The organism is Gluconobacter cerinus, from assembly GCF_025961355.1.
In the GTDB taxonomy this organism is placed as follows: Bacteria; Pseudomonadota; Alphaproteobacteria; order Acetobacterales; family Acetobacteraceae; genus Gluconobacter; species Gluconobacter cerinus.
The window spans coordinates 2,479,378-2,501,483 of record NZ_JAOQNM010000001.1 but is presented as its reverse complement, the minus strand read 5'-3'; the positions used below and the strand labels follow the sequence as shown (position 1 = coordinate 2,501,483).

At 55.4% G+C, this 22,106-nt stretch carries 23 protein-coding genes and 1 tRNA gene; 9 read left to right on the top strand and 15 right to left on the bottom strand.

Annotated elements, in window-relative coordinates:
* Genes M2305_RS11690 through def form a run of 4 tightly spaced genes read right to left on the bottom strand, consistent with a single transcriptional unit; the run spans nucleotide 1 to nucleotide 3,038 of the window.
* The gene (locus tag M2305_RS11690; RefSeq protein WP_211500678.1) at nucleotides 1–1,368 is read right to left on the bottom strand and encodes an ATP-binding protein; all 1,368 of its coding nucleotides are present in this window, start codon (nucleotides 1,366–1,368) and stop codon (nucleotides 1–3) included.
* Nucleotides 1,346–2,044, bottom strand: a complete 699-nt coding sequence (locus tag M2305_RS11685; RefSeq protein ID WP_264649442.1) for a response regulator — start codon at nucleotides 2,042–2,044, stop codon at nucleotides 1,346–1,348. The genes M2305_RS11690 and M2305_RS11685 overlap by 23 nt, the downstream gene beginning before the upstream one ends.
* Nucleotides 2,041–2,523 carry a MarR family winged helix-turn-helix transcriptional regulator gene (locus M2305_RS11680; RefSeq protein WP_264649965.1) on the bottom strand — a complete coding sequence of 161 codons (483 nt, stop codon included), beginning with the start codon at nucleotides 2,521–2,523 and terminating at the stop codon, nucleotides 2,041–2,043. The genes M2305_RS11685 and M2305_RS11680 overlap by 4 nt, the downstream gene beginning before the upstream one ends.
* Nucleotides 2,524–2,525: 2 nt before the next feature.
* Entirely contained in the window at nucleotides 2,526–3,038 is a 513-nt protein-coding gene (gene def, locus M2305_RS11675; RefSeq protein ID WP_211509720.1) for a peptide deformylase, read from the bottom strand.
* A gap of 189 nt (nucleotides 3,039–3,227) precedes the next feature.
* On the opposite strand from def, the gene rpsU reads away from it, so the two are divergent.
* A complete protein-coding gene (gene rpsU, locus M2305_RS11670) occupies nucleotides 3,228–3,431 on the top strand; it encodes a 30S ribosomal protein S21 (RefSeq protein ID WP_007283570.1) in 204 nt (67 codons plus the stop codon).
* 126 nt (nucleotides 3,432–3,557) lie between these two features.
* Here the strand turns inward: rpsU and M2305_RS11665 are convergent, their stop codons facing one another.
* The 6 genes from M2305_RS11665 to M2305_RS11640 all read right to left on the bottom strand — a co-directional run bounded on the left by M2305_RS11665 (nucleotide 3,558) and on the right by M2305_RS11640 (nucleotide 10,609).
* A complete protein-coding gene (locus tag M2305_RS11665; RefSeq protein WP_264649441.1) occupies nucleotides 3,558–5,675 on the bottom strand; it encodes a prolyl oligopeptidase family serine peptidase in 2,118 nt (705 codons plus the stop codon).
* A gap of 68 nt (nucleotides 5,676–5,743) precedes the next feature.
* Complete coding sequence (gene motA / locus M2305_RS11660; protein WP_046901396.1) at nucleotides 5,744–6,610, bottom strand: flagellar motor stator protein MotA; 867 nt, start codon at nucleotides 6,608–6,610, stop codon at nucleotides 5,744–5,746.
* Nucleotides 6,611–6,636: 26 nt separating this feature from the next.
* Nucleotides 6,637–7,557, bottom strand: coding sequence for a flagellar motor protein MotB (locus tag M2305_RS11655; RefSeq protein WP_264649440.1), 921 nt, complete (start codon nucleotides 7,555–7,557; stop codon nucleotides 6,637–6,639).
* Nucleotides 7,558–7,606: 49 nt separating this feature from the next.
* The gene (locus tag M2305_RS11650; RefSeq protein WP_264649439.1) at nucleotides 7,607–9,004 is read right to left on the bottom strand and encodes an ArnT family glycosyltransferase; all 1,398 of its coding nucleotides are present in this window, start codon (nucleotides 9,002–9,004) and stop codon (nucleotides 7,607–7,609) included.
* 1 nt (nucleotide 9,005) lies between these two features.
* Nucleotides 9,006–10,127 (bottom strand): glycosyltransferase family 2 protein, encoded by a 1,122-nt coding sequence (locus M2305_RS11645; RefSeq protein WP_264649438.1) that lies wholly within the window; start codon nucleotides 10,125–10,127, stop codon nucleotides 9,006–9,008.
* Nucleotides 10,127–10,609, bottom strand: coding sequence for an Lrp/AsnC family transcriptional regulator (locus M2305_RS11640; RefSeq protein ID WP_046902047.1), 483 nt, complete (start codon nucleotides 10,607–10,609; stop codon nucleotides 10,127–10,129). Before M2305_RS11640 ends, M2305_RS11645 begins: the two co-directional genes overlap by 1 nt.
* Before the next feature lie 98 nt (nucleotides 10,610–10,707).
* On the opposite strand from M2305_RS11640, the gene trxB reads away from it, so the two are divergent.
* Both trxB and M2305_RS11630 read left to right on the top strand, forming a co-directional pair.
* Nucleotides 10,708–11,682 (top strand): thioredoxin-disulfide reductase, encoded by a 975-nt coding sequence (trxB, locus tag M2305_RS11635; RefSeq protein ID WP_099212196.1) that lies wholly within the window; start codon nucleotides 10,708–10,710, stop codon nucleotides 11,680–11,682.
* 118 nt (nucleotides 11,683–11,800) lie between these two features.
* Nucleotides 11,801–12,697 (top strand): LysR family transcriptional regulator, encoded by an 897-nt coding sequence (locus M2305_RS11630; protein ID WP_046901392.1) that lies wholly within the window; start codon nucleotides 11,801–11,803, stop codon nucleotides 12,695–12,697.
* Nucleotides 12,698–12,719: 22 nt separating this feature from the next.
* Here M2305_RS11630 and M2305_RS11625 read toward each other — a convergent pair whose 3' ends face one another.
* The 4 genes from M2305_RS11625 to M2305_RS11610 form a co-directional block, all read right to left on the bottom strand.
* A complete protein-coding gene (locus M2305_RS11625) occupies nucleotides 12,720–12,914 on the bottom strand; it encodes a hypothetical protein (RefSeq protein ID WP_086634137.1) in 195 nt (64 codons plus the stop codon).
* Nucleotides 12,915–13,146: 232 nt separating this feature from the next.
* Nucleotides 13,147–13,452, bottom strand: a complete 306-nt coding sequence (locus M2305_RS11620) for an integration host factor subunit beta (RefSeq protein WP_046901391.1) — start codon at nucleotides 13,450–13,452, stop codon at nucleotides 13,147–13,149.
* Between the two features lie 39 nt (nucleotides 13,453–13,491).
* Entirely contained in the window at nucleotides 13,492–14,445 is a 954-nt protein-coding gene (sppA, locus tag M2305_RS11615; RefSeq protein WP_264649437.1) for a signal peptide peptidase SppA, read from the bottom strand.
* Between the two features lie 68 nt (nucleotides 14,446–14,513).
* Entirely contained in the window at nucleotides 14,514–14,978 is a 465-nt protein-coding gene (locus M2305_RS11610; RefSeq protein WP_086634139.1) for a MucR family transcriptional regulator, read from the bottom strand.
* 384 nt (nucleotides 14,979–15,362) lie between these two features.
* On the opposite strand from M2305_RS11610, the gene M2305_RS11605 reads away from it, so the two are divergent.
* Nucleotides 15,363–16,448: a UdgX family uracil-DNA binding protein gene (locus M2305_RS11605; RefSeq protein ID WP_264649436.1), complete on the top strand. Its 1,086-nt coding sequence runs from the start codon at nucleotides 15,363–15,365 to the stop codon at nucleotides 16,446–16,448.
* 31 nt (nucleotides 16,449–16,479) lie between these two features.
* Nucleotides 16,480–18,726, top strand: coding sequence for an FUSC family protein (locus tag M2305_RS11600; RefSeq protein WP_046901387.1), 2,247 nt, complete (start codon nucleotides 16,480–16,482; stop codon nucleotides 18,724–18,726).
* A gap of 164 nt (nucleotides 18,727–18,890) precedes the next feature.
* Here the strand turns inward: M2305_RS11600 and M2305_RS11595 are convergent.
* A tRNA-Ser gene (locus tag M2305_RS11595) sits at nucleotides 18,891–18,980 on the bottom strand.
* A 285-nt stretch (nucleotides 18,981–19,265) separates the two neighbouring features.
* On the opposite strand from M2305_RS11595, the gene rplU reads away from it, so the two are divergent.
* The 4 genes from rplU to proB all read left to right on the top strand — a co-directional run bounded on the left by rplU (nucleotide 19,266) and on the right by proB (nucleotide 22,094).
* Nucleotides 19,266–19,580: a 50S ribosomal protein L21 gene (rplU, locus tag M2305_RS11590; protein WP_046901386.1), complete on the top strand. Its 315-nt coding sequence runs from the start codon at nucleotides 19,266–19,268 to the stop codon at nucleotides 19,578–19,580.
* A 26-nt stretch (nucleotides 19,581–19,606) separates the two neighbouring features.
* Entirely contained in the window at nucleotides 19,607–19,873 is a 267-nt protein-coding gene (gene rpmA / locus M2305_RS11585) for a 50S ribosomal protein L27 (protein WP_046901385.1), read from the top strand.
* Between the two features lie 77 nt (nucleotides 19,874–19,950).
* Nucleotides 19,951–20,961, top strand: a complete 1,011-nt coding sequence (gene obgE / locus M2305_RS11580) for a GTPase ObgE (RefSeq protein ID WP_064273106.1) — start codon at nucleotides 19,951–19,953, stop codon at nucleotides 20,959–20,961.
* Nucleotides 20,958–22,094 (top strand): glutamate 5-kinase, encoded by a 1,137-nt coding sequence (gene proB, locus M2305_RS11575; protein WP_264649435.1) that lies wholly within the window; start codon nucleotides 20,958–20,960, stop codon nucleotides 22,092–22,094. The genes obgE and proB overlap by 4 nt, the downstream gene beginning before the upstream one ends.
* Nucleotides 22,095–22,106 lie beyond the last annotated feature (12 nt).

Sequence of the window (22,106 nt, the reverse complement as noted above, 5' to 3'; positions counted from 1 at the left end):
TTATTTTGGCAGGCTGAGCAGAACGCCCAGCCCGCCAAGTGGGCTTTCAAGCAGCCTGATGGTGCCCCCATGGGCATGAATGATATCGCGGACAATCGTCAGCCCCAGACCGCTTCCGCCGTTACTCCCTGATCGTGTTGACTGCAAAATTGTCTCCCGCTGATCAGGGGGAATACCGGGACCATTATCTTCCACTGTAATCTCGATCCTCCTCTCTCCTTCCCAGAGAGAGATTCGCATGGCACCCCCATGCCGTCTGGCATTATCCGCCAAATTGGTGAGCGCACGCTTCAGCGCATCCGGCCGGACTGGTATTTCAACACCTTCCCGTCCCTCGACCCCTAGAACTTGACCGCCAGCACGTCTGGCAGCCACAGCAACCTCATCAATAAGGGATCGCAGATCTGTCAGGACAGGGCGTTCCGATCCTTCTCCACGCGCAAAAGACAGATAGCTGCCAATCAGCCGCTCCATATCTTCGATATCCGTCACCATGTCCTGAATATCGGGCTGAAGATCTTCAGCCTGAATGCGTCCTTTTGTCGGGAGCATGGCCATACTGAGGCGCAGCCGCGTTAAGGGGGTGCGCAGATCATGGGAAACCCCCGCCAGAACCGCCGTCCTTTGCGCGACAAACCGATTAACGCGATCCTGCATGCGGTTGAATGCGATGGCTGCCTGACGCACCTCACGCGCACCCTGTGGGCGGATAGCCCCTTCGTCGCGGCCTAATCCAAAAAGCTCAGCTGCCTGAGCGAGCCTGCGAATGGCGCGCACCTGATTGCGCATGAACAGTGCGGCAATGACAAAAAGAAGCGCAGAACTGCTGAACGCCCAGGCAACGAACATCCAGATCGGGCCAATGCTAAGCCTTTTATGAGGCGTCAGGACATCCAGCACACCATCAGGCAGAGCGATAGAGACTCTGACGGTTTCCGGAACGGCAGACCAGTCCACAAAAAAGGGACGTCCCAGCCCCTGATGCAGAGCACGCTCAAAATCATCGTCGATGGGACCGAGAACATGATTCGTCCCTTCGCGCCCTAAAGTCGCATTCGGATGAAAAACGAATTCTAGCTGGGTTCGTGCAGAGGCATCTCGCAGAAGAGCCTCGCGTCGATCCTGCTCAGGCGTCCGCTCCAGCATCGACATGACGAGCGAGACCTCGCCTGTGATGCCATCAGACAGGCGCCGGGAGACGACATTCAGGTAAGTCCCGTAAAATAAAATCAGGACGATTGCCTGCGTGACGAGCAGCGGCGTCAGGACGATCAGCATGGACCGCCCCAAAAGGGAGCGCGGAAGAACCCGCCTTAGCGGACGATCCAGCCGCCCCCAGTGGTCTTCAGATCCCGGGTTTGAGAACATAACCCTTCCCACGAACCGTATGGAGGAAACGTGGCTCCTTGGGATCGACCTCAATGCGCCGCCTGAGACGCGTCACCTGCACATCCACAGCACGTTCTCCGATTTCATCCATGTCGAGCGCTTTGGCAATGTCTTCGCGCGACATAACAATCCCTGGGCGACTGGTCAGCACCCCCAGCAGGGCAGCCTCGCCTCCTGTCAGATGGACCGGTCCGTCCGGGCCGGTCAGGAGGCCACGTGGCACATCGAACTCCAGCACGCCCAGCCGTAAAAGAGAGGGCATTTCGGAGACTGCAGAAACGGCGGGCACAATTCTTCTTAGATGTGCACGAAGGCGAAGCAGCAGTTCTCTAGGCTCGAAAGGCTTGCCCAGATAATCATCCGCCCCGGATTCCAGTCCGTCGATCCGATCCGCCGGCTCGCCCCGAGCCGTAAGCAGAAGAATCGGTAACGACAGCCCCTCCGCTCTGAGTGCCCGCGTTAACGAAACCCCGTCTTCTCCTGGCATTGTGACATCCAGCACAATGGCATCCGGCTGGATCAATTGCAGCACTTCGCGAGCCTGACGGGCATCTTGCGCCGTAGTGACACGATAGCCGTTTTCAGCGAGGTACCGCTGCAAGAGCCTGAGCAGGCGGGAATCATCATCGACAACAAGAATATGCTCGTCACTCATCGAAAACCTCCTCCCGGAGTGATCTGGAGAGGTGAAAGAACGCGCTTGAACCCCTCAACCGCAGTTACTCCTGCCTCCCTGTAGGCCCGTGTCATGACATCACGGATCAGCTGAAAAAGCTGTCGCTCGATCGCCTCCCCTTCAGGTGTGAGCTTTAGCGGGCGCTTACGCCGATCATGTCGGTCTTCTTCCTGCACAAGAAAATTTCGCTCACGCAGGTCTCCCAAAGCCCGACCCAGGGACTGCTTTGTGATCCCGAGGCTGGCAAGCAGAGCGCTGGGAGTGATCCCGGGATGGGCTGCGACCAGAAAAAGAATTCTATGGTGCGCAGAACCCAGGCCGTTTTCCCGCAGAAGTGTCTCGCATTCTGAGTTAAGACTGCGCCACGCGAGCATGAGTGCTTCGTAGGACTGACGAATCTGCTCTTCACGAAGATAGAGATGTGCGGTCGCAGAAGGTGGTCCGTCCGGAAGGCGCATTGTCACCGAACTATTTCCTCAACGTACCCGAAGCGGCTAAAATCTTCGATGCGTTGCGGGTAGAGAATGCCATCCAGATGATCGTTCTCATGTTGAAGGACATTGGCGTGGAACCCGACCGCCTCGCCTTCAACCTCTTCTCCATTTTCATCGACGCCCCGATAATGGACCTTGGCATGGCGAAGGACATCGCCTCGCAAACCTGGAATCGAGAGGCATCCTTCGCCACAAACCATCATCTCTTCACCAAGAGGTGTAATTTTCGGATTGATCAGAACACGTGGCAACAGAGCCTGTTCAGGATCGGAAACCCGATTTGCCGGCACGCGATAGACGAAAAGTCGCAAGGGGTGATGAACCTGGGGCGCAGCCAGCCCGGCGCCATTTGCATCGACCATCGTGTCCAGCATATCCTTAATCAAATGGCGGATTTCCGGGGATGTTGGATCAGAAACAGGTTCTGCAATCTGGTGCAGGACAGGGTGACCCATACGGGCAATCTTGAGCAGGGCCATGAGCTTCCTCTATCAGTTGCAGAACGTTAACGCACAAATCGCCCGCAGATTGCGCATGGATAAAAATCAGCACAAGCGCCATCGAATGAATTGCACATCTCCAAAAGAGTGTGTTAAGGGCTCCATCCCAATTGGATTGCCATATCACGGGTGACGCTAAAGGCGGGCCCAGAAGGAGTTGACGGCACCGTGCAGGTACTCGTTCGTGACAACAATGTTGACCAGGCGCTAAAGGCGCTCAAGAAGAAGATGCAGCGCGAAGGCGTGTTTCGTGAGATGAAGCTGCGTCGCCACTTCGAGAAGCCCTCTGAGCGTCGCGCCCGCGAAGCAGCAGAAGCTGTTCGTCGTGCCCGCAAGATGGAGCGCAAGCGTCTGGAGCGTGAAGGCTTCTAAAGTCCTTCCCGTTTCTGAACGGACGAGAAAAGCCGCAGCCCTTAGGGGCGCGGCTTTTTTTTGGCGTCACACAAAGATTTCAGAACTTGCCCCCTTACCTGTTACGGCAAGGAGGCAAGCCTCCCCTTAGCGTGGGTCCATCAGCCTGCGGCTTAGATAGACTGCTTCCAGGGCCCGTTCATGTGCCACCTCGGCAGCATTGACGGTGCCGGCATGACCTCCCTCCATATCTTCGTAATAGAAGAAGGGTACATGGAGTTCCTGAAGGCGCGCTGCGAACAGGCGAGCATGCACAGGACCAACACGGTCATCTCGGGTCGAAGTGAAAATGAATGGTGTTGGATAGTGCACATCAGGCGTCAAAGCCTGAAGCGGCGACGTCTTATCCCAGAATGCTTTTCCTTCGGGTGTAGACACACTTCCGTATTCAGCCGCCCATGACGCGCCTGCCGCCATGTGCTCGTAATTCAGCATATCGAGCAGCGGCACACCAATGATGGTCGCGTTCCACAGTTCCGGATGCTGCGTGAATTCTACCCCCATCAGCAAGCCGCCATTGGATCGTCCACGAATACCCAGACGCTTGGCCGATGTAATGTTTCTCGAAAACAGGTCCCGGGCCACGGATGCAAAGTCATCATAGGCAGACTGGCGTCCTGCATGACGCGCAGCTTCATGCCAGGCTGGGCCGAACTCTCCGCCACCCCTGATGTTTGCCATCACGTAGACCCCACCACGCTCGAACCACGTGATCCCAAGGTCTGGATGATAGACAGGCAGGTACGAGAGGCCAAAGCCACCATAGGCGGTCATGAGCGTGGGGTTCGCACCATTCTTCGTCCAGTCTTTCGCATGCACAACAAAGTATGGAACCTGCGTTCCGTCTTTACTGGACGCAAAAAGCTGCTCAACCGTGAGCTTGGACGAATCAAACAGCTCGGGCTGGCTATAGAGAAGCTGGGTGTTCTGCGTGGCTGTGTTGACGCTCCAGATCTGCGGCGGCTGAATAAAGCCTTCGAGTTGGAGGTATGCTTCTGAGCTGTGGGGATCAGAGGAGACAATACTAGCGGCCATGTTCCTGGGCAGCTCAATGCTCCGTCCAGACCAATGTCCGTTCGAACCCCGGCGATAGAGCATTAGTACCGGCTGAACATTGTCATACATAACAACGATCAGACCATCCTTCGTCGCCGCAATAGCGCCATCCATTCCATCCCCGATGGTCTGCCGTTTGGTCGGGGTGACAATGATTTCGGGGGCCTGAGGATGATCTGGATCTACCGCGACAACGCTGTCTGCAGGGATTGTCCCCTTCGCCGTGGACCAGTCCTGGAGCAGATGGAAGACCAGTTGGCCATCCTGATAGCTCAGACCGTCATATTTTTCCGGCATGGGCAGCTGGACTGTTTTGAGCGTTACGGGATCCAGTCGCTCAACTTCGCTATGGAAAAAATCCTTATGCCGATCGATCAGAACGACCTGATGCCCCTGCCCGTCCCGCAGGACAGTGGGAACAACTTCCATGTCCTGCCCGGTTCCACGGAACACTTCCTGAGCCTGAGACAGGCTCTGCCCGCGCTTCAGAGCACGGACAACATATGGATACCCTGATGTTGTCAGACCGGCATCCGTCGTGCCCCAGTCCCGAGAGACCAGGACTGTATCCTTATCGAGCCATGCGACCGCCTGCTTCCCGTTTGGTAGCCGGAAACCGTTCTGCACAAACTGATTGGTGGTCGTGTCGTATTCTCGTAACTCATGCGCGTCTTCGCCCGCATTGGACAGGCCCAGAAGGCAGATCCGGTTTGCTGGTTCCAGGCAGTTCAGACCTTCCATCACCCAGTTGGCATGTTCCGACCGAGAAAGCTCATCCAAGTCAAAGCGCGTCTTCCATAGCGGATGTCCACTTTTGAAATCAGCCTCGGACGTGCTTCTCCAGACCCCGCGGGCATGGACTTTGTCCTGCCAGAAATTCCAGATCTCTCCCGCCATTTGTGTGGGAACAGCGAGACGATCCGGTGACTGCTGAGCCGAGAGGATCCGATCATAAAGCGGCTTGTATCTGGGGTCAGAAGCCAGAACATTCTGCGTTTTTTTATTTTCAGCCTTCACCCAGTGAAGAGGTGGTCCACCATCGACCTGCTCAAGCTGAGCCCTTGAGGGAGTGGCCGTAGCAGCCTGTACCGACGCAAAAGGAAAAAGAGGAAGTAAGAGACAGAGAGCCCGCAGTGCGGAGGGACGCATGCCTGATCCTTTCGGCCGTCATTCATAGTGATGACGGCATCGTAAAGATCACCCGTGGGAAAACAACCTCACCCCACGGCAACGGCACTGACAGCCTCTTCCACCTCCTGAAAGGTCGGCATGAGGTCACAGGGAATGCTTTTGCGGCCGATTTCTACACTGACCTGAGGCGCATTCCCTTGCAGATGCGCGACAATGACGGAACGAACCAAATCAAGGTAAGACGCCTCTTCTTCCACAACGCCCCCGAGACGACCAGCAATCGGGGCAACAATGCCATATGCCAGCAGAATACCGAGGAACGTTCCGACAAGCGCACCAGCAATCATCTCGCCCAACACGATAGGAGGCTTGCTGATGGATGCCATAGTCTTGATCACACCGAGAACGGCAGCAACAATTCCGAGAGCTGGAAGAGCATCGGAAACGGATTGCAGTGCATGAGGAAGATGCATCTCCTCCCGCAGATTCTTTTTAAGCTCCCGTCCCATCACGTCGTCCATCTGGAACGGATCTGTCGCATTCATGCCTGCCATCCGCAGGTAATCGCAGATGAAGGAACAGACCTGCCCGTTATCCCGAATCTTCGGAAACGCCCCAAAGATCGTACTGCCTTGGGGATCTTCAATATGGCTCTCAATAGCCATCATCCCCTTGCTGGCCGCCAGCTTGGTCACGTGGAACAGCAGCCCCAGAAGTTCAAGATAATCCTGTCGACCGTACTGCGAGCCTTTCATGGCTTTCTTCAAACCGGCCGGAAGATGTTTCACAGCGGAAATTGAGTTGGCCATAACAAATGTGCCGATTGCTGCCCCCAGGATTGTTAGGAGTTCAAAGGGCATGGACGCAAGCAATGGGCCTATGGCGCCCCCTGATGCCACGAAGGAGCCAAACACGCAGGCCAGAACGACACCAAGGCCGATAAGAATAAACATTCAATATTTCCTGAGTGGCGACTTGATTATGGTTGATCGGGAGACAGAATCAGAACGACGCGTCTGTTCCGTGGACTCAGCGGATTGGCATGATCAAAAAGGTTTCTATCGGCATAGCCACTGACGGTTTGCAGACGTCGGTCTGGAAAGCCCGCCTGAACAAGAACGTCCCTCGCCGCAACCGCGCGGCTGCTGGACAGGCTCCAGTTGGATGGCAAACCAGCTTTGTAAGGCGCCGCATCCGTGTATCCGGCGATGGAGAGGTGTCCCGGAAGCTTTTCAAGATAGGGAGCAACCAGCCTCAGGAGTTGAAGAGCGCGCGGCATTGGCGTGGCAGAGCCCAGCGCGAACATTGGCTGATGTTCAGAATCCGCAATCTCCACATGCAACCCGTCATCACCGACCTGGATGGAAACCTGATCTCGGACGTCTGCCAGTTGTGACGGAGCATTCAGGGCTCTACTGATCTGATCGGCAGCATTCTGGAAGGCCTGCTTGTGGGGAAATGTCCCTTGGCCGGATACGGGCTCTCCTGGCTCGATCTGCCCATCGCGCAGAACTACAATCTGTGCGCTGTGCTTTTCCGCATCTTTTTGGAGAAGATGATTCTGTCCTGATGGACCGTCATCTGGATTTGGCCCCGCGGCCTGACCGGGCTTGACCGCCATAGGGCGATCAGAGGACGCGATGGGAGAGAGATCGGGCATGACGCTCAGTTTGGGTGGTGCGTCCTGCTGAACTGCTATCGGATTAAAGAAATTAGCGATGCCCTTACGTTGCTCTTCTGTCGTGGCATTGATGAGCCACATGACCAGAAAGAACGCCATCATGGCCGTCACGAAGTCCGCATAGGCAATCTTCCAGCTTCCGCCGTGATGGCCACCTTCTACAACTTCAAAACGCTTGATGATGATCCTGCGCTCGTCCTTGCCATTTGCTTTCGACATGCTGCCTCCTGAGAGAGGTCAGTATGGCCACCAAAGGTTAAGGAGAGCTTTAAGTCCGCCCTGGCAACTGCACACCAGACGGCATTTTCACAACGTCAACGCGGTAACACCGCACATTATGGCCATGGCTCTGGCGACACAGCGTGTCCTGATCCAGCACTGCGGGAATGCGGTGAAGCTCTTCAATTTTTAAACCGAGCGGCACCTCAGCAGGCGGAAAAGAAAACAGGCTCCACCTTGGATCTGATCCCAGAACTGGAAGACTGTTCTGTGTCAAAGCGAGTTGAGATGCGAGACCATACTCTTCAGCTATGAAAGCAGATGCTCCCGTCTCCTGAGCACGAGCGACAAGTTTTTGACTGAAATCGGGCCATCCAGCCGTCTGTCGCTGGATCGGATCTTTAGCGGCGGGAAACGGCAACGGAGAGAAAACGGCTTGTCCATAAACCAGTACGGTCAAGGCTATTCCACTGATGACCGGCCACCGAACACTCCGGCCTGCTTCTATCGCAGCCAGAGCTAGGATGGGATAAACAACGGCCGGCCAGTTTGCCTGAACCCGATCGCCCAGAGCATGCGTGACAAACACAGCGAGAGGCAGAAGGCTTAGCCATGCCAAAAGCCTGTTCCGTTTGATGCACGCCCAGCCACCCAGAGCAAAGAGCCCGAAAACAAGGGGTGTCGCCAGACCAATCTGACCTCCGAGAAGCTCCAGCAGAAACTGGGATGCACGAGCCAGATGCCAGTCGCCTGCTCGTCCGCCCTGTTTCAGCAGGCTGACCCAATGATGGGATGCATTCCAGAGAAGAACTGGGGTCGTCGTGATGATCAAAAGCGGAATTGCCAGCCATGGACCAGCTTGCTTCCTGAGCCTCGAGGTCGTGAGAACTGCCCCCCCAAGGGCTAAACCGATGAGAACAGCAGTATATTTTGAATCAAAAGCGAGACCGAGCAAAACACCTGTTAACAGCCACCAGCCGGTTGTTCTGCCCCCCGACGACGAAACGGCCTTCCCGAGTGCAAAAAGAGACACCGAAACGAAAAATACCAGCGGTGTATCCGGTGTCATGGTCGCTGATCCAAGTCCGAGCATCAACGTTGCATTCAGGAGAAGAACGGCCTGAAAGCCCGATAACGGCCAAGGGCGCGACGGGAGCAACAGCTTGGCCGCATGGTACAGGGCCCAGCTTCCAGGAAGAACGGAAAGCGGCCCGAGCAGACGCACCCCCAGAGACGTGTCACCAGCCAGCCATGTCCCAATTCTGATCCAGAGGGCTACCATGAAAGGGTGGTCGAAATAGCCACCCTGAAGATGGTGGGACCACACCCAATAGTAAGCCTCGTCAGGCGTGAGCGGCAGACATGCTGCCAATCCGAGGCGCGTCACAGTCAGGGCAACAAGAAGCGCCCAGAACAGGCTGGCCTGCTTCTTGAAATTATCAGTCACGTCAGCGCCAGATGAGAGTGGAAGACACAGCGTAATTCCAGACGACACCGATCACGGCCCCTGCGGCAGACGCACGGTCCCAGTGCCCATGGCCAACATCGTGCAGCACCATACGGGCCACCCCGATATTAGCCGCCGCCCCGAGAGAACAGACTGCGAAGAAAATGATCAATCCCACCCACATCTTCGCGCCCTTCAGGCGGCGGTCATGATAAGTGAGACGGTTGTTGAGCAGAAAATTCGTCAGGATCGCAACGGCCGTTCCAACCAGTTGAGACTGAGAGAAATCCATTCCTCCCAGTCGGGCAATCTGCATCACGGCAACATTCACGACCACGCCAACAAGCCCGACCAGCGCAAACGCCAGAAAACGGGAGGGTAGCCAGCCATGCGTGACTTTATCCAGAATCATCATTGCGAACTGGAGAAGAACAACGACATCCAGCTTGCTTTCTCCCGCAAGGCGCGGACGGAAAACAAAGGGTACTTCCGTGATCTTCACGGACTTTGGCGCAGACATCGCCAAATCCAGCAGGATCTTGAAACCAGTTCCGGAAAGTTTTGGAAGAACAGTCTGAAAAAGCTCTCGCCGCATGGCAAAGAACCCGCTCATCGGATCAGTCAGGCGGTGCGGCAAAACCGATTGAGCAGCGCGAATTCCGGTGTCTGACAGGAGATGCCGCCAATAACCTGCCAGCCCGGCGTTGTCTCCGCCTTCGACATGGCGGCTGGCGACAACAATATCGGAGCCGGCATCAAGATCTGCCAGCATTTTGGGCAGAACAGTCTCGTCGTGCTGCAGGTCCCCATCCATGACCGCAACATACGGTGCGCTGGACGACAAAAAACCTTCAATAACAGCGGATGAGAGACCCCGACGTCCTACCCTTTTGATGATCCTTACACGAGGATCATTGTTCGCAACTTTTGAAACGCGCTCGGCAGTTCCGTCCGGGGAGTTGTCATCAACAAAAATGACTTCCCAACGTTCTCCTTCAAGAGCTGCGTCCAGAGCCGCGACAAGTGGAACAACATTCTCTGCCTCATTATAGCAAGGAACAATAATGCTGATCCGGGCAGGCAAAAGCATCCCAGCGCTAACCGTTGGGGATGCTTCTGCCATCAGATAGGAACTCCAGCCAGATCACGACTGGTATGAATGGTCTGGAGTGTCTGCACCCGCACGACGTGGACACTGTCTGTCAGACGGCGGGTCAGAATGTTCTGGTGGGCAGCATCACGAGCGACAAGACGAACGAGGAAATCTCCTCCGCCACGGATCATGTGACATTCGCGTGTTTCGGGCCAGGCACCGACCTGCGCCTCAAATGCCTCCAGAACACTTCCCTTCTGGCTATCGAGACCGATGAGGGCATAAAAATTGAGCGACCAGCCAAGCAGGGCTGCGTCAACTTCTGCATGATACCCTTTGATGATGCCAAGTTCTTCCAGACGCCTGACACGCCTCAGACAGGGGGGAGCGGAAATACCGGCGCGTTTGGCCAGCTCCACATTGGTCATACGACCGTCTGCCTGAAGCTCGGCGATGATCTGCCGGTCAATGGCATCCAGTTCAACGGGGATGGAAGAGAAAGAAGCGTTCATTTGAATCTGACGTATATGGCAGGTGGCAGCGTCCGCAAAGATGGCACATGCGTCTGAAAGCTCTATATGAGGGGTCAAAACACGGACGAGGATCGATCATGCCTGAAATCCATCATACGGACCTTCTGGTCGTGGGCGCAGGCCCCGCTGGCTACACTGCCGCCATCTATGCCGCACGCGCCAGTCTGAAACCGATTCTCGTGACTGGTCTTCAGCCAGGTGGCCAGTTGACCATCACGACTGACGTTGAAAACTACCCTGGCTTCGCGGCTCCCATTCAGGGCCCGTGGCTGATGGAGCAGATGCGCGAACAGGCTGAACATGTCGGCACACGCCTGATCTATGACCTGATTACCGAGGCAGACCTGAAGAACGGTCCGGCTGCAGATGGATACTTTCATCTGAAAGGCGACTCAGGGGACGAGTTTCTTGCACGTACAGTCGTGATCGCAACGGGCGCCCAGGCCAAATGGCTTGGCCTCGAGTCGGAAAAACGCCTTCAGGCTGGCGGCGTTTCGGCGTGCGCAACCTGCGATGGCTTTTTCTATCGCGGTAAAACGGTTGCAGTCGTGGGTGGCGGCAACACGGCCGTGGAAGAGGCGCTCTATCTAACTCACCACGCTGACAAGGTTCACGTGATTCATCGACGGGACGGTTTCCGGGCTGAACGCATTCTGCAGGAGCGTCTTTTTGCGAATCCGAAAATCGAAGTTCACTGGAATCGTGCTGTCGAAGAAGTTCTTGGTGCGGGAACGCCGGAAGTTGTGTGTGGCGTTCGTCTGAAGAACACTCAGACGGGAGAAAGCGAAACTCTGCCCGTTGATGGCGTGTTCGTCGCCATTGGCCATAGCCCGAATACGGGGCCGTTCCGCCATGAAGTGGCTTGTGACGAAGATGGATATATCATCACGGAAGCCGGTGGAACGCGCACTTCGGTAGAGGGTGTTTTTGCCGCAGGCGACATTCAGGATCGCATTTATCGGCAGGCTGTGACGGCTGCGGGCACAGGATGCATGGCCGCTCTGGAAGCCGAACGCTACATTTCTGGCATACCTGCTATGACAAAAACTTGACCCTCGTCGCAGGTTCAGACAGTTTCGTCCCTTCAACGACACACCGCTTTAAACAACGCCAGGTGACATGGGCAAGAAGGACGAGGACCGACGCGCCAGCGATCGGGGAGACCACCACATGGATTGGGACAAACTGCGTATTTTCCACGCAGTCGCCGAAGCCGGGTCCTTCACCCATGCAGGTGACAGACTTAACCTGAGCCAGTCTGCCGTTTCGCGGCAGATTTCAGCTCTGGAGGAGGTTCTGCGTGTTCCGCTGTTTCATCGGCATGCACGAGGCCTCATCCTGACTGAACAGGGTGAGGTTCTGAATCGCACCGTGCGTGAAGTCTTCTCCAAGCTGGCCCTGACACAGGCATTCCTGAGCGAAAGCAAGGAACGAGCGGCGGGCAAAATAAAAATCACGACAACCACCGGTTTTGGCCTTTGTTGGCTTTCTCCAAGGCTGCATCGCTTTCTGGAACTGCACCCGGATATTGAGGTCACGCTTCTTCTTGAAGATGCAGACCTCGATCTGGGAATGCGTGAAGCAGACGTGGCTATTCGCCTGCATCCGCCGACACAGCCAGACCTTGTACAGCGCCATCTGGCCAATTTCCCGATGCCAATTTATGCCAGCCCAGACTATCTGGATCGGTACGGCACGCCGACAAATCTGCAGGAATTAGCGGAACATCAGATCATCGGCTTTGCAGGACGCCACCTGCCATTGCCGAATGTAAACTGGCTTCTGGATCTCCTTCGCCATGAAGGTCTGGCCCATCGGGGAAGCAGGCTGGCCATCAACAATATTGCTGCCGTTGCGACTGCGATTGCTTCAGGCACAGGTATTGGTTCTTTGCCGCTCTACACGGCTGCGTCCTACCCCAACCTAGTCAGAGTTCTTCCCAATCAGGCCGTTCCGTTGGTTGAGGCTTACTTCGTGTATCCGGAAGAACTGCGAACTTCCAAAAGAATCGCCGTATTCCGAGATTTTCTGCTTTCGGAAATCAGCAGCCTCAAAGGCCAGGAATAAAAGCAATAGAATGCCGTCGCGCTCACCCGCGGCGGCCATGCCCCGTGATGCAAACATGTTGAGCTGCACTGGACCGGAAGACGGCTTCCCCGACAGGCGCAAAGCCATTTCCATGCCTGGAATGAGTGCTCTCTACATTGCTCTTGAGAACAATTAGCCCCAACTGGGAATGATAGCAGGGCGTGACAGTGGCCCGAACTTTCTGATTCTGTAGCATTTTTACTGAAGCTGCTTTTTTCAGAGGAGACCCTGAAGCAGCTTTTGCCGAGGACGCCCCGGCACAGCACAGAGCCCCTATAAAAATCAGGATTATCCAGACAGATAATGAAGGGGCTTTCCACATTGCCCCACAATAGCGCACGACGCTTCTCAACGCGTGCCTGAAAGCATCAGCTCCGCTTTTCTGCTTCAAAAAGCGGCATCCAGAACACAGGGAGCAGAAACTCCTGTCATTCTGCCGTGGCTGACTTGGTCGCGCTTTGATTCACACGCTCACGCAACTCTTTCCCCACTTTAAAGAAGGGAACGCTTTTTTCTTCGACAGAAACAGTGTCTCCAGTGCGTGGATTCCTACCTGTCCGCGCATCTCGGCGCCTGGGAATGAATGCGCCGAACCCGCGAAGTTCAACACGATCGCCTCGCGTCAAAGCTGCACTGATTTCGTCAAAAATGGTGTGAACGATCCGTTCGATATCCCGCGTCAGAAGGTGAGGATAAATCGTGGAAAGCTCTGCAATAAGTTCCGATTTGGTCATGACTGCAGCCTATCTGCCTCCGCCCATGAAACTGGCTTGTCAGGGTTGCAGAATCGCAACGGCCCCGTCAAGGCTGCTGAGGGTTAATCGCCCTTCCAGCATCTCCGTAAAGCCTGATCCAAACACACCTTCGAGCATGGCCCGTTTGCGAGGAAAATCATACCAGTGTCGCTTGGTTACAGAGAGCAACGGCATCACCGGGTACTGTGCGTCTCCAATTTTCAGGCGCTGCCTAAGCCATTGCCGAGCAGTGTCTTCGTCTCCCAGTTCGTCGATCAGTCCCAGGCTCAAAGCCTGACGACCCGTATAGGCCCGACCATCCGCAAGGCTTCGCACCTTGTCTTCAGGCATGTGCCGCCCTTTAACGACCATGGCGACGAACTGATCGAAGAGATCATTGACCAATCCCTGAAGCATCGTGCGCCCTTCTGGCGTCAGATGACTTGTGGGATCAGTCTGATCTTTCATGGCGCCAGACGTAATAGCAGCAACATCAATGCCGACACGCCCTAGCAGCGGAGAAAGATCGGGCCGCTGCAGGATTACACCGATCGAGCCTGTCAATGTGGAAGGCAATGCCACGATATGCTGTGCTGGAACTGAGAGCATGTAGGCGGCAGACGCGCCCATATCCCCCATCGTGACAACAACAGGCTTTACCTGGGCAAATTTTTCGATCGAATCGTGCAGCCGCTCCCCACCCGTGACACCGCCGCCAGGGCTATCAACAACCAGCAGGAGTCCGGTTACTGAAGAGGACTTCTGTGCTTTGCGAAGAGCCGTCGTGATCTGGGAAACGTCATTTCCGATCACGCCGTGAATAACCAGACGCGCAATGTGCGGACGCGCATCTAAACTGGAAACAGTTGAGTGGCTTTTACCAACAGCAATAATAAGCGCTGCAAGAAAAAACAGAACCGCAGCGCCTCTCCAGAGAAGGAGGCGCTTGCTGTCAGCCATTGATCGGAGAAGCGTCTCTGCCTCTAAACTCATGAAACAGTATTCTCCGACCACATGACAGATAGTGCTTTTTTAGAAAGACAATTCCAGAAAGCCGGGAATTAGTCCTGCTTTTTGGACTGACGCGTCCGGCCAGTTTCTTTCTTGCTTTCGCCTGTTGCGCTGATCTTGCGGCCCAGACCGATTTCGCGAGCCAGAGCCGAGCGACGCTGCGCATAGTTCGGAGCAACCAGCGGATAATCGGACGGAAGACCCCAACGCTCACGATACTGCTCTGGGGACATATTATAAGCGCTCTGAAGGTGACGCTTGAGCATCTTCAGCTTTTTACCGTCTTCAAGGCAGACGATGTAATCCGGGAATACTGAACGCTTGATCGGCACAGCAGGCTGCGGACGCTCTGGCTGCGGCTCTTCCTGTGGAGCACCAGCATTTGCAAGAGCTTCATAAACCTGGCGGATCAATGCCGGGAGAGACGCCGCATCCACATTACCCTTGGAAACCTGTGCAGCAACGATCTGCGCTGTAAGCTCCAACAGATCCGGGTGGGATGTATTCTCCGACATAATATCTTACCTTCCATTCAAAATAGCATTTTTACTATGCTCAACAGCGTGAAATCATTCTGCCGAGCCTGTTTGCAGAATATATACCCAATACCACCGAGATAGCCACTCAACTTTAATACCAAATTGACCACACGTTCCTTAAAAAAGAAGTAATCACTTCAGAGCGTGTTTCGGAATTCGCTAATTTTCTTTCCGGGAAGCCTTATGCAAACCGTTGACGCTACACTCTGTTCACCAAGTGATTTTTTAGGATGGCGAACACAATCGCGTAATTTCCTGAGCAAGCGAATCCCGGCGTCTTCCATCACTTGGAGTATTAGAGCACCTGCCGCTTTTTACGCAGCGAAAACAGATCGGGATTTACCTGACACTCCCTCCCCGTTGCGTCTGCCCCGAAAATTTGCGGCCCTGATCTCGTCCGTGTTTGCATCCGATATTCCGGAGAGATTTGATGTTCTCTATCGCGCACTGGAACATATCCAGGAGCATGGAAGCCCACTTGAGACAGACATCACCCGATTTGAGCAGATTGCTAGCATCGTTCGAGCGCAAATCCTTGAATTGAGGAGCGCGTTCCCAGAGAACCGGATAACAGACTGGCAGATCATTCGAACACGCCAAAAATTACAACTCATAGACAGTCAGAGATCCCCTCTTATTAGACTTCGGGTTTCTCCTTGGGTTCTCCTTTCAGACGAGACGACACTTTGCTGGGACGGCCACAAGTGTCGTGTTGGACCACCCATTAGTGACGCAGGACAACCAGAGGCAGATCTGATTGATCTTGCACAGAAAACGGCGACCGCCGGGCACGACAATGCCTTTTGGGCCAACCCGGCCACAGTGCATGTCACACCTGATCTGGAAGAGATTGAAAAGACGTCCTCTTTGTCAAACCTTCGGTCCCTCGCCGTCGATTGCTCACTCTGTGATCTTTGTCACCACGCGTCACGCACCGTTTCCGGAGAAGGCACGACGCAGGCCCAGATCCTTTTTGTCGGCGAGCAACCAGGAGATCGGGAAGATCTTCAGGGACGACCGTTTGTTGGCCCAGCCGGACAACTCTTCGAGCGCGCACTTCAGGAAGCCGGGGGCAATCGGGAACAGGCCTGGATCAGTAACGCGGTCAAACATTTCAAATTTGTCCGCCGCGGTGCAAGACGCATTCACCAGAAACCCGATGCGACAGACGTAAAATCCTGCGCCCCGTGGATCACAGCTGAACGGCGTATCCTTCAGGCAAAGGTTATAGTTCTGCTCGGCGTAACTGGAGCAAGTTCCGTTCTTGGACGACCCATCACTATTTCACGGGAGCGTTCCCGTTACATGACTTTGGACGATGGCAGTACTGGCATTGTGACCGTCCATCCTTCTTACCTGCTCAGAATTCCGGATGAGGACAGCAGGACACGCGAATACACAAAATTTGTTGCAGATCTGAGAATGGCCATTTCCGCTCTCGCCTAATTGACGGCTTCAGGAGTAAGAAAGCCGCACAATGAGTGGCAGTACTACGTCAACAGGACGTCCGACTCCGAACAGTTCCCCATCAGGTGCAGGTGCGTCAGCCGCTCTGCGGCCCAGGGTCAAGCTGCCCCTGTCATGGATCTATGCGCCATCCGCAGCGACCCTGACTTTTGCTCTGCGAAATACATTTGCAGCCTGTCTCGCCATCGGAATTGCCTTCTGGATGGAGCTGGACAGTCCTGCATGGGCCGCAATGACTGTCTGGGCTGTTGCACAGGCAACCCGTGGTGAAAGCCAGTCCAAAGCCAAATGGCGTATCATTGGAACAATTACCGGGGCGGTCGCATCTATTGCGTTGATGGCTGCTGCGCCTCAGGCACCCTGGCTCTTCTTCCCCATGATCGCCGTCTGGATTGGCGTGTGCAGTGGGCTCGCAACATTCGTGAGTAACTTCCGCTCCTATGCTCTTGTTCTTGCAGGATATACCTGCTCGATCATCTGCATGGATGCGGCTTCCGATCCAGACAATATCTTTACCGTTGCCGTTTCCAGAACCACTTACATTACCCTTGGCGTTCTGTGTGAAGCCTTCATGGGTCTGATCTTTGCCACCACTCAGGAACGGCAGGCCCGGATCCAACTGCGCCAGAAGCTGGAATCTGCTCTGGTTCTCGTTACGAAGACGCTTACGAGTATTCTTGGTGAGGAACGCGGCGCCCTGAATGCCGCACGCAGACAATTTGGCACCATCCTCAGCATTAACGATCAGATTGAATTTGCAGAAGTCGAAATGGGCCCACATGGACACGAAGGTGACCATGCCCGTGCCGCTCTGGCCTCCGTATCAGCCCTGCTCTCTCGCGGGTTCGGTATGGCAATGCGCCTGCAACTTCTGAACCATGACCACCCTGCCTTCACGCAGGCCGCTGATGAGATCCTCTCGTTTCTTAAGGATTTCCCGAAGCGTATTGCCAATACTGAGTCCGTTCCGGATCTTTTGGCAGAACTCCAGCATCTCCGTGATGTTTGCCGCCTGTATGCTGCCCCTCACAGGATTACCGATCTGGAGAACAGCAATGAACCCATTCCGGGAACAGACCCGTTCGATCTACGCCTGAATGAGCAGGACACCGAGACACACCTCGATGAACGCGTTCTCTTCATGTCACTTGGGGAATTACTCGGGGATCTGGAACTTGCCATCAAGGAATACGAGGCCAGCACACACTCCATTCCAGGCGATCACTTTCATTTTCAACGCCAGACCCACCGTGACACACGCGAAGCTATTCATAATGGCCTCCGCGGAGCATGCGCCGTTCTTGTTACGGCCCTGATTTATGAGATCACAGCGTGGCCAAGCGGACTGGGCTTTATCGCCATTACAACGCTGGTCTGTGGCCTGTTTGCCACCAAAGAAAACCCAGTCCTTGGGACTACGGAGTTCCTGAAAGGAGCACTGGTCGCTTACATTGTGGCCTGGATACTTGTCTTTGTCCTCATGCCCAAAGTCACAACGTTTGAAACCCTGACGCTTTTCCTGGGGCCGGCCATGTTCCTTGGCGGTCTGGCGAAAGGCAACCCCTCCACTGCTGGCGGCGCGGCAGCTTACGGCCTTCTCCTTCCTGCCATGCTCGGGTTGGAGAACCATCACGTCATGAACGAGGTGGCATTTTATAACGGCAATATGGCCGTGGTTATGGCTGTCGGCATCAGCGTTCTGGTTTTCAGGACAGTGTTGCCGTTCAACAGCTCTGATGAACGGCTGCGTCTCCGCAGAATTATGCTGGCTGAGTTGCGCGGCCTCGCAGATCCCGCACAGACACCACAAATCAGTATTTGGATCGGCCGCAACACAGATCGTTTCGCACGTCTGATCCGCCATGCTGGCCCCACCCCTGCTCCGCTCATCGAAGCCTGTATTCTGGGTACGCTCGCCACACTTACGTTGGGCCTGAACATTATTCGCCTACGAACCCTCTTGGACCGCGAATACCTTCCCGACAGCGCAAGACGCCCGATTCAACTGGTGCTCCATTACGTTGAACAGTCTACCCGACGCCATGATAAAGCCGCTCGTGTCGCCAATGCTGCCGTAAGACGACTTCGTGCTCTGGATGAGCATGAGACAGATCTGGTCACGCGACTGGAAATGACGCGGGCAATCACTTACCTCGTCGTTATTGCTTATACGATGCAAACGAACGCAGACTTCTTAGATGCCAGCCGCCCATTTAGAGGCGAGCGCAGCCATCTGAAAGTGCAAGAGTCCCGTTAGGCGACAAGAGAAGTACGCTTCTCACATAGCTTGGGAATTTCGAAGATTGCAGAGCGATTACAATCTACTCTGATTTATTCCCAATACCGCGACACAACCCACGCTCCAAGACAGAGGATAGTCTTCGTAAGGGTTAAGGTCAGATATACATATCTTAGAAATCATGGCGGAGAGGGTGGGATTCGAACCCACGGTACCCGCGAAGGCACAACGGTTTTCGAGACCGCCCCAATCGACCACTCTGGCACCTCTCCGTACGGTCCACAGAAGCAGACCTGATCGATGGCGCGGCTTATGACTGGCTTTTCAGCATAATGCAAGAGGGAGCCGCCACTCTTTCCCTAATTAAAGATAGGATGACCTACTCACGATTTGCTGTTTTTGATTGACTGGACAGCTGTCTCCTTGTATCGACCCGCCTGTTCTAGCCGTCCCATGTGGCCGGTCAGGAACCAACGATAAGAAGCGACTGGGCTGCGCCAGACCGGGAATACCCCGGCAAAAGCGGCCAAGAGATCGGAACAGCGAGAGTTTCCAGAATGTTTGCAGTCATCCGCACAGGCGGAAAACAGTACCGTGTTGCTCCTGAGAGCATCCTGAAGGTTGAAAAGCTTGAGGCTGAAGCCGGTAGCACCGTGACCTTCTCCGACGTCCTGATGGTCGGCAGCGAAGGCAGCGTGACCGTTGGCGCGCCGCTGGTTGCTGGCGCAACCGTGACGGCCACCGTGGTCGCACAGGATCGTCTGGCCAAGGTCATCATCTTCAAGAAGCGTCGCCGTCAGAACAGCCGTCGTAAGAATGGCCACCGCCAGCACGTTACCGTGCTGCGCATCGACGCGATCAACGCGGCCTGAAGCCGCACTAGGAAGGATACACAGCCATGGCACAAAAAAAGGCAGGCGGTTCCAGTCGTAACGGGCGCGATAGCGCCGGTCGCCGTCTCGGCGTCAAGAAGTTCGGCGGCGAGAGCGTTCTGGCAGGCAACATCATTGTCCGCCAGCGTGGAACCAAGATGAAGGCTGGCAGCAATGTCGGCATTGGTCGCGATCACACACTGTTCGCCCTTGTGGACGGACATGTGAAGTTCCAGCGTCGCGCCGAAGGCCGCGTCCACGTTTCCGTGGCGCTGCCGGAAGCCGCCGAGTAAGTCACCGCGCCCCAAGCGCGAGCGGAAGGGCCGGTCCTCCCAAGGGCCGGCCTTTTTCATATGTTGCGGATAATACGATGAAATTTCTCGACCAGGCCAAGATCTATGTACGTTCCGGCGATGGCGGTGACGGCGTGATCGCCTTCCGTCGGGAAAAGTACGTCGAATTCGGTGGCCCTGACGGTGGTAACGGCGGGCGTGGTGGCGATGTTCTTTTCCGCGCCGTCCCTGCCCTCAATACGCTGATCGACTTCCGATACACACAGCATTTCAAGGCCCGTAAAGGCGGCAACGGCGCAGGTTCCGATAGAACTGGCGCAGCTGCGGAAAACGTTATCATCAATGTGCCCGTCGGCACGCAGATCTTCGATGAAGACCGCGAGACACTCCTTGCGGATCTGGACGAAGACGGCAAGGAGATCCTCCTGTGCCGCGGCGGTGATGGTGGCAGAGGCAATGCCCATTACAAGACAAGCACCAATCGTGCGCCACGCCGTGCCGACAAGGGTTGGCCGGGTGAAGAGCGCTGGGTCTGGCTTCGCCTGAAACTCATTGCGGATGTTGGCCTGGTTGGCCTCCCTAATGCAGGCAAATCTACGCTTCTTTCCGTTGCATCCCGCGCACGACCGAAGATTGCAGACTACCCGTTTACCACTCTGCATCCGCAGCTTGGCGTCGTACGCCTGAATACGACTGAAGAGTTCGTAATTGCGGATATTCCGGGACTAATCGAAGGCGCAAGCGAAGGCGCAGGCCTCGGCGATCGCTTCTTGGGCCATGTCGAGCGCTGTGCGACGCTGCTTCATCTGATTGATGGAACAGAATCGCAGATCGTAAAGCACTGGCGTCTGATCCGGAATGAACTTGAAGCGTATGATCCGGTTCTGGCCGCCAAGCCTGAGATCATTGTGCTCAACAAGTGCGATTCTCTGACCGCCGAACAGAAGTCAGCCAAAAAACGGGCTCTTGCAAAAGCATCTGGCGCAGAAGTGCTGACACTCTCCGGCGTGACAGGCGAAGGCCTGCCCGAGTTGCTCCGGCTCCTTCAGGATCGTGTCAATGCAGCAAAGGAAAGCAAGCTGGCATGACCGCCAAGGCCCCTGCCCCTCAACTGGCGCAGGCGCGCCGGATTGTTATCAAGGTTGGAAGCGCTCTTCTTGTTGATGGCGCACAGGCAGCGCTGCGGGCCGATTGGCTGCGCAGTGTCTGTGAGGACATCGCCAGCCTAAAGAAAGCGGGCACAGAAGTTGTTGTTGTATCCTCAGGGGCAATTTCACTTGCAAGACATCAACTGGGTCTGATGAACCGCCGCCTGCGCCTCGACGAGAAGCAGGCGCTTGCTACTGTCGGGCAGATTGGTCTTGCTCAGGGCTGGAGTGATGCCCTCGCCCAGCATGGACTTGTCGCCGGGCAGTTACTTCTCACGCCCGACGATACAGAAAGCCGTGAGCGCCATCTGAATGCTCGCGCCACACTCCAGACACTGCTGGACCTGGGCTGCATTCCCGTCATCAATGAAAATGATGCCATTGCCACCTCGGAAATCCGCTTTGGTGACAATGATCGCCTAGGTGCCCGTGTGGCACAGATGATTGAAGCGGACTGTCTTGTCCTTCTTTCCGACATTGACGGTCTTTACACGGCAGACCCGCGCACGGATCCAGCGGCGCGTCATATTCCGGTCATTGAGCAAGTGACGGACGACATCATGGCGATGGGGGGCGAGCCTCCACCTGGCTATTCGTCTGGTGGAATGCGCACGAAACTTATGGCAGCCCGCATTGCCAACCGTGCAGGCGCCTCCATGGTCATTGCAGCAGGACAGGCACAGAATCCCATTCAGAAGCTCCTGGACGGTGGTTTGTGCACCTGGTTCCTTCCCCAGACAGATACGGGCTCCGCTCGCAAACGTTGGATCGGAAGCAGCCTGCATCCCAAGGGAACTCTTGTAGTTGACGCTGGAGCGCGAAATGCCCTGATTGTGGGCGCGTCACTCCTCCCTGCCGGCGTTACCGCGATTGACGGCTACTTTGAGCGCGGAGATCTGGTGCTGATCAAAGATGAGCAGGGAGATGTGCTGGGTCGCGGCCTGGCGTCCTACACAGCTAAAGAGTGCACGAAGCTTATCGGCCATCGCTCTGAGGAGATGGAGCACCTTCTAGGCTATCGTGGTCGCGATGTTCTGATTCATCGCGATGACCTTGTGCTGGATCAGCACTAAAGCCACTCCAGC

What these genes read in the sequence shown, in the direction of transcription:
- M2305_RS11600 (WP_046901387.1), top strand. Translation starts at nt 16,480, where the DNA reads ATGAGTGGCAGTACTACGTCAACAGGACGTCCGACTCCGAACAGTTCC.
- M2305_RS11630 (WP_046901392.1), top strand. Translation starts at nt 11,801, where the DNA reads ATGGATTGGGACAAACTGCGTATTTTCCACGCAGTCGCCGAAGCCGGG.
- def (WP_211509720.1), bottom strand. Translation starts at nt 3,038, where the DNA reads ATGGCCCTGCTCAAGATTGCCCGTATGGGTCACCCTGTCCTGCACCAG.
- M2305_RS11655 (WP_264649440.1), bottom strand. Translation starts at nt 7,557, where the DNA reads ATGTCGAAAGCAAATGGCAAGGACGAGCGCAGGATCATCATCAAGCGT.
- M2305_RS11625 (WP_086634137.1), bottom strand. Translation starts at nt 12,914, where the DNA reads ATGCTACAGAATCAGAAAGTTCGGGCCACTGTCACGCCCTGCTATCAT.
- M2305_RS11690 (WP_211500678.1), bottom strand. Translation starts at nt 1,368, where the DNA reads ATGTTCTCAAACCCGGGATCTGAAGACCACTGGGGGCGGCTGGATCGT.
- M2305_RS11645 (WP_264649438.1), bottom strand. Translation starts at nt 10,127, where the DNA reads ATGGCAGAAGCATCCCCAACGGTTAGCGCTGGGATGCTTTTGCCTGCC.
- M2305_RS11640 (WP_046902047.1), bottom strand. Translation starts at nt 10,609, where the DNA reads ATGAACGCTTCTTTCTCTTCCATCCCCGTTGAACTGGATGCCATTGAC.
- M2305_RS11620 (WP_046901391.1), bottom strand. Translation starts at nt 13,452, where the DNA reads ATGACCAAATCGGAACTTATTGCAGAGCTTTCCACGATTTATCCTCAC.
- M2305_RS11610 (WP_086634139.1), bottom strand. Translation starts at nt 14,978, where the DNA reads ATGTCGGAGAATACATCCCACCCGGATCTGTTGGAGCTTACAGCGCAG.
- motA (WP_046901396.1), bottom strand. Translation starts at nt 6,610, where the DNA reads ATGTTTATTCTTATCGGCCTTGGTGTCGTTCTGGCCTGCGTGTTTGGC.
- rpmA (WP_046901385.1), top strand. Translation starts at nt 19,607, where the DNA reads ATGGCACAAAAAAAGGCAGGCGGTTCCAGTCGTAACGGGCGCGATAGC.
- proB (WP_264649435.1), top strand. Translation starts at nt 20,958, where the DNA reads ATGACCGCCAAGGCCCCTGCCCCTCAACTGGCGCAGGCGCGCCGGATT.
- M2305_RS11665 (WP_264649441.1), bottom strand. Translation starts at nt 5,675, where the DNA reads ATGCGTCCCTCCGCACTGCGGGCTCTCTGTCTCTTACTTCCTCTTTTT.
- obgE (WP_064273106.1), top strand. Translation starts at nt 19,951, where the DNA reads ATGAAATTTCTCGACCAGGCCAAGATCTATGTACGTTCCGGCGATGGC.
- trxB (WP_099212196.1), top strand. Translation starts at nt 10,708, where the DNA reads ATGCCTGAAATCCATCATACGGACCTTCTGGTCGTGGGCGCAGGCCCC.
- sppA (WP_264649437.1), bottom strand. Translation starts at nt 14,445, where the DNA reads ATGAGTTTAGAGGCAGAGACGCTTCTCCGATCAATGGCTGACAGCAAG.
- rplU (WP_046901386.1), top strand. Translation starts at nt 19,266, where the DNA reads ATGTTTGCAGTCATCCGCACAGGCGGAAAACAGTACCGTGTTGCTCCT.
- M2305_RS11680 (WP_264649965.1), bottom strand. Translation starts at nt 2,523, where the DNA reads ATGCGCCTTCCGGACGGACCACCTTCTGCGACCGCACATCTCTATCTT.
- M2305_RS11685 (WP_264649442.1), bottom strand. Translation starts at nt 2,044, where the DNA reads ATGAGTGACGAGCATATTCTTGTTGTCGATGATGATTCCCGCCTGCTC.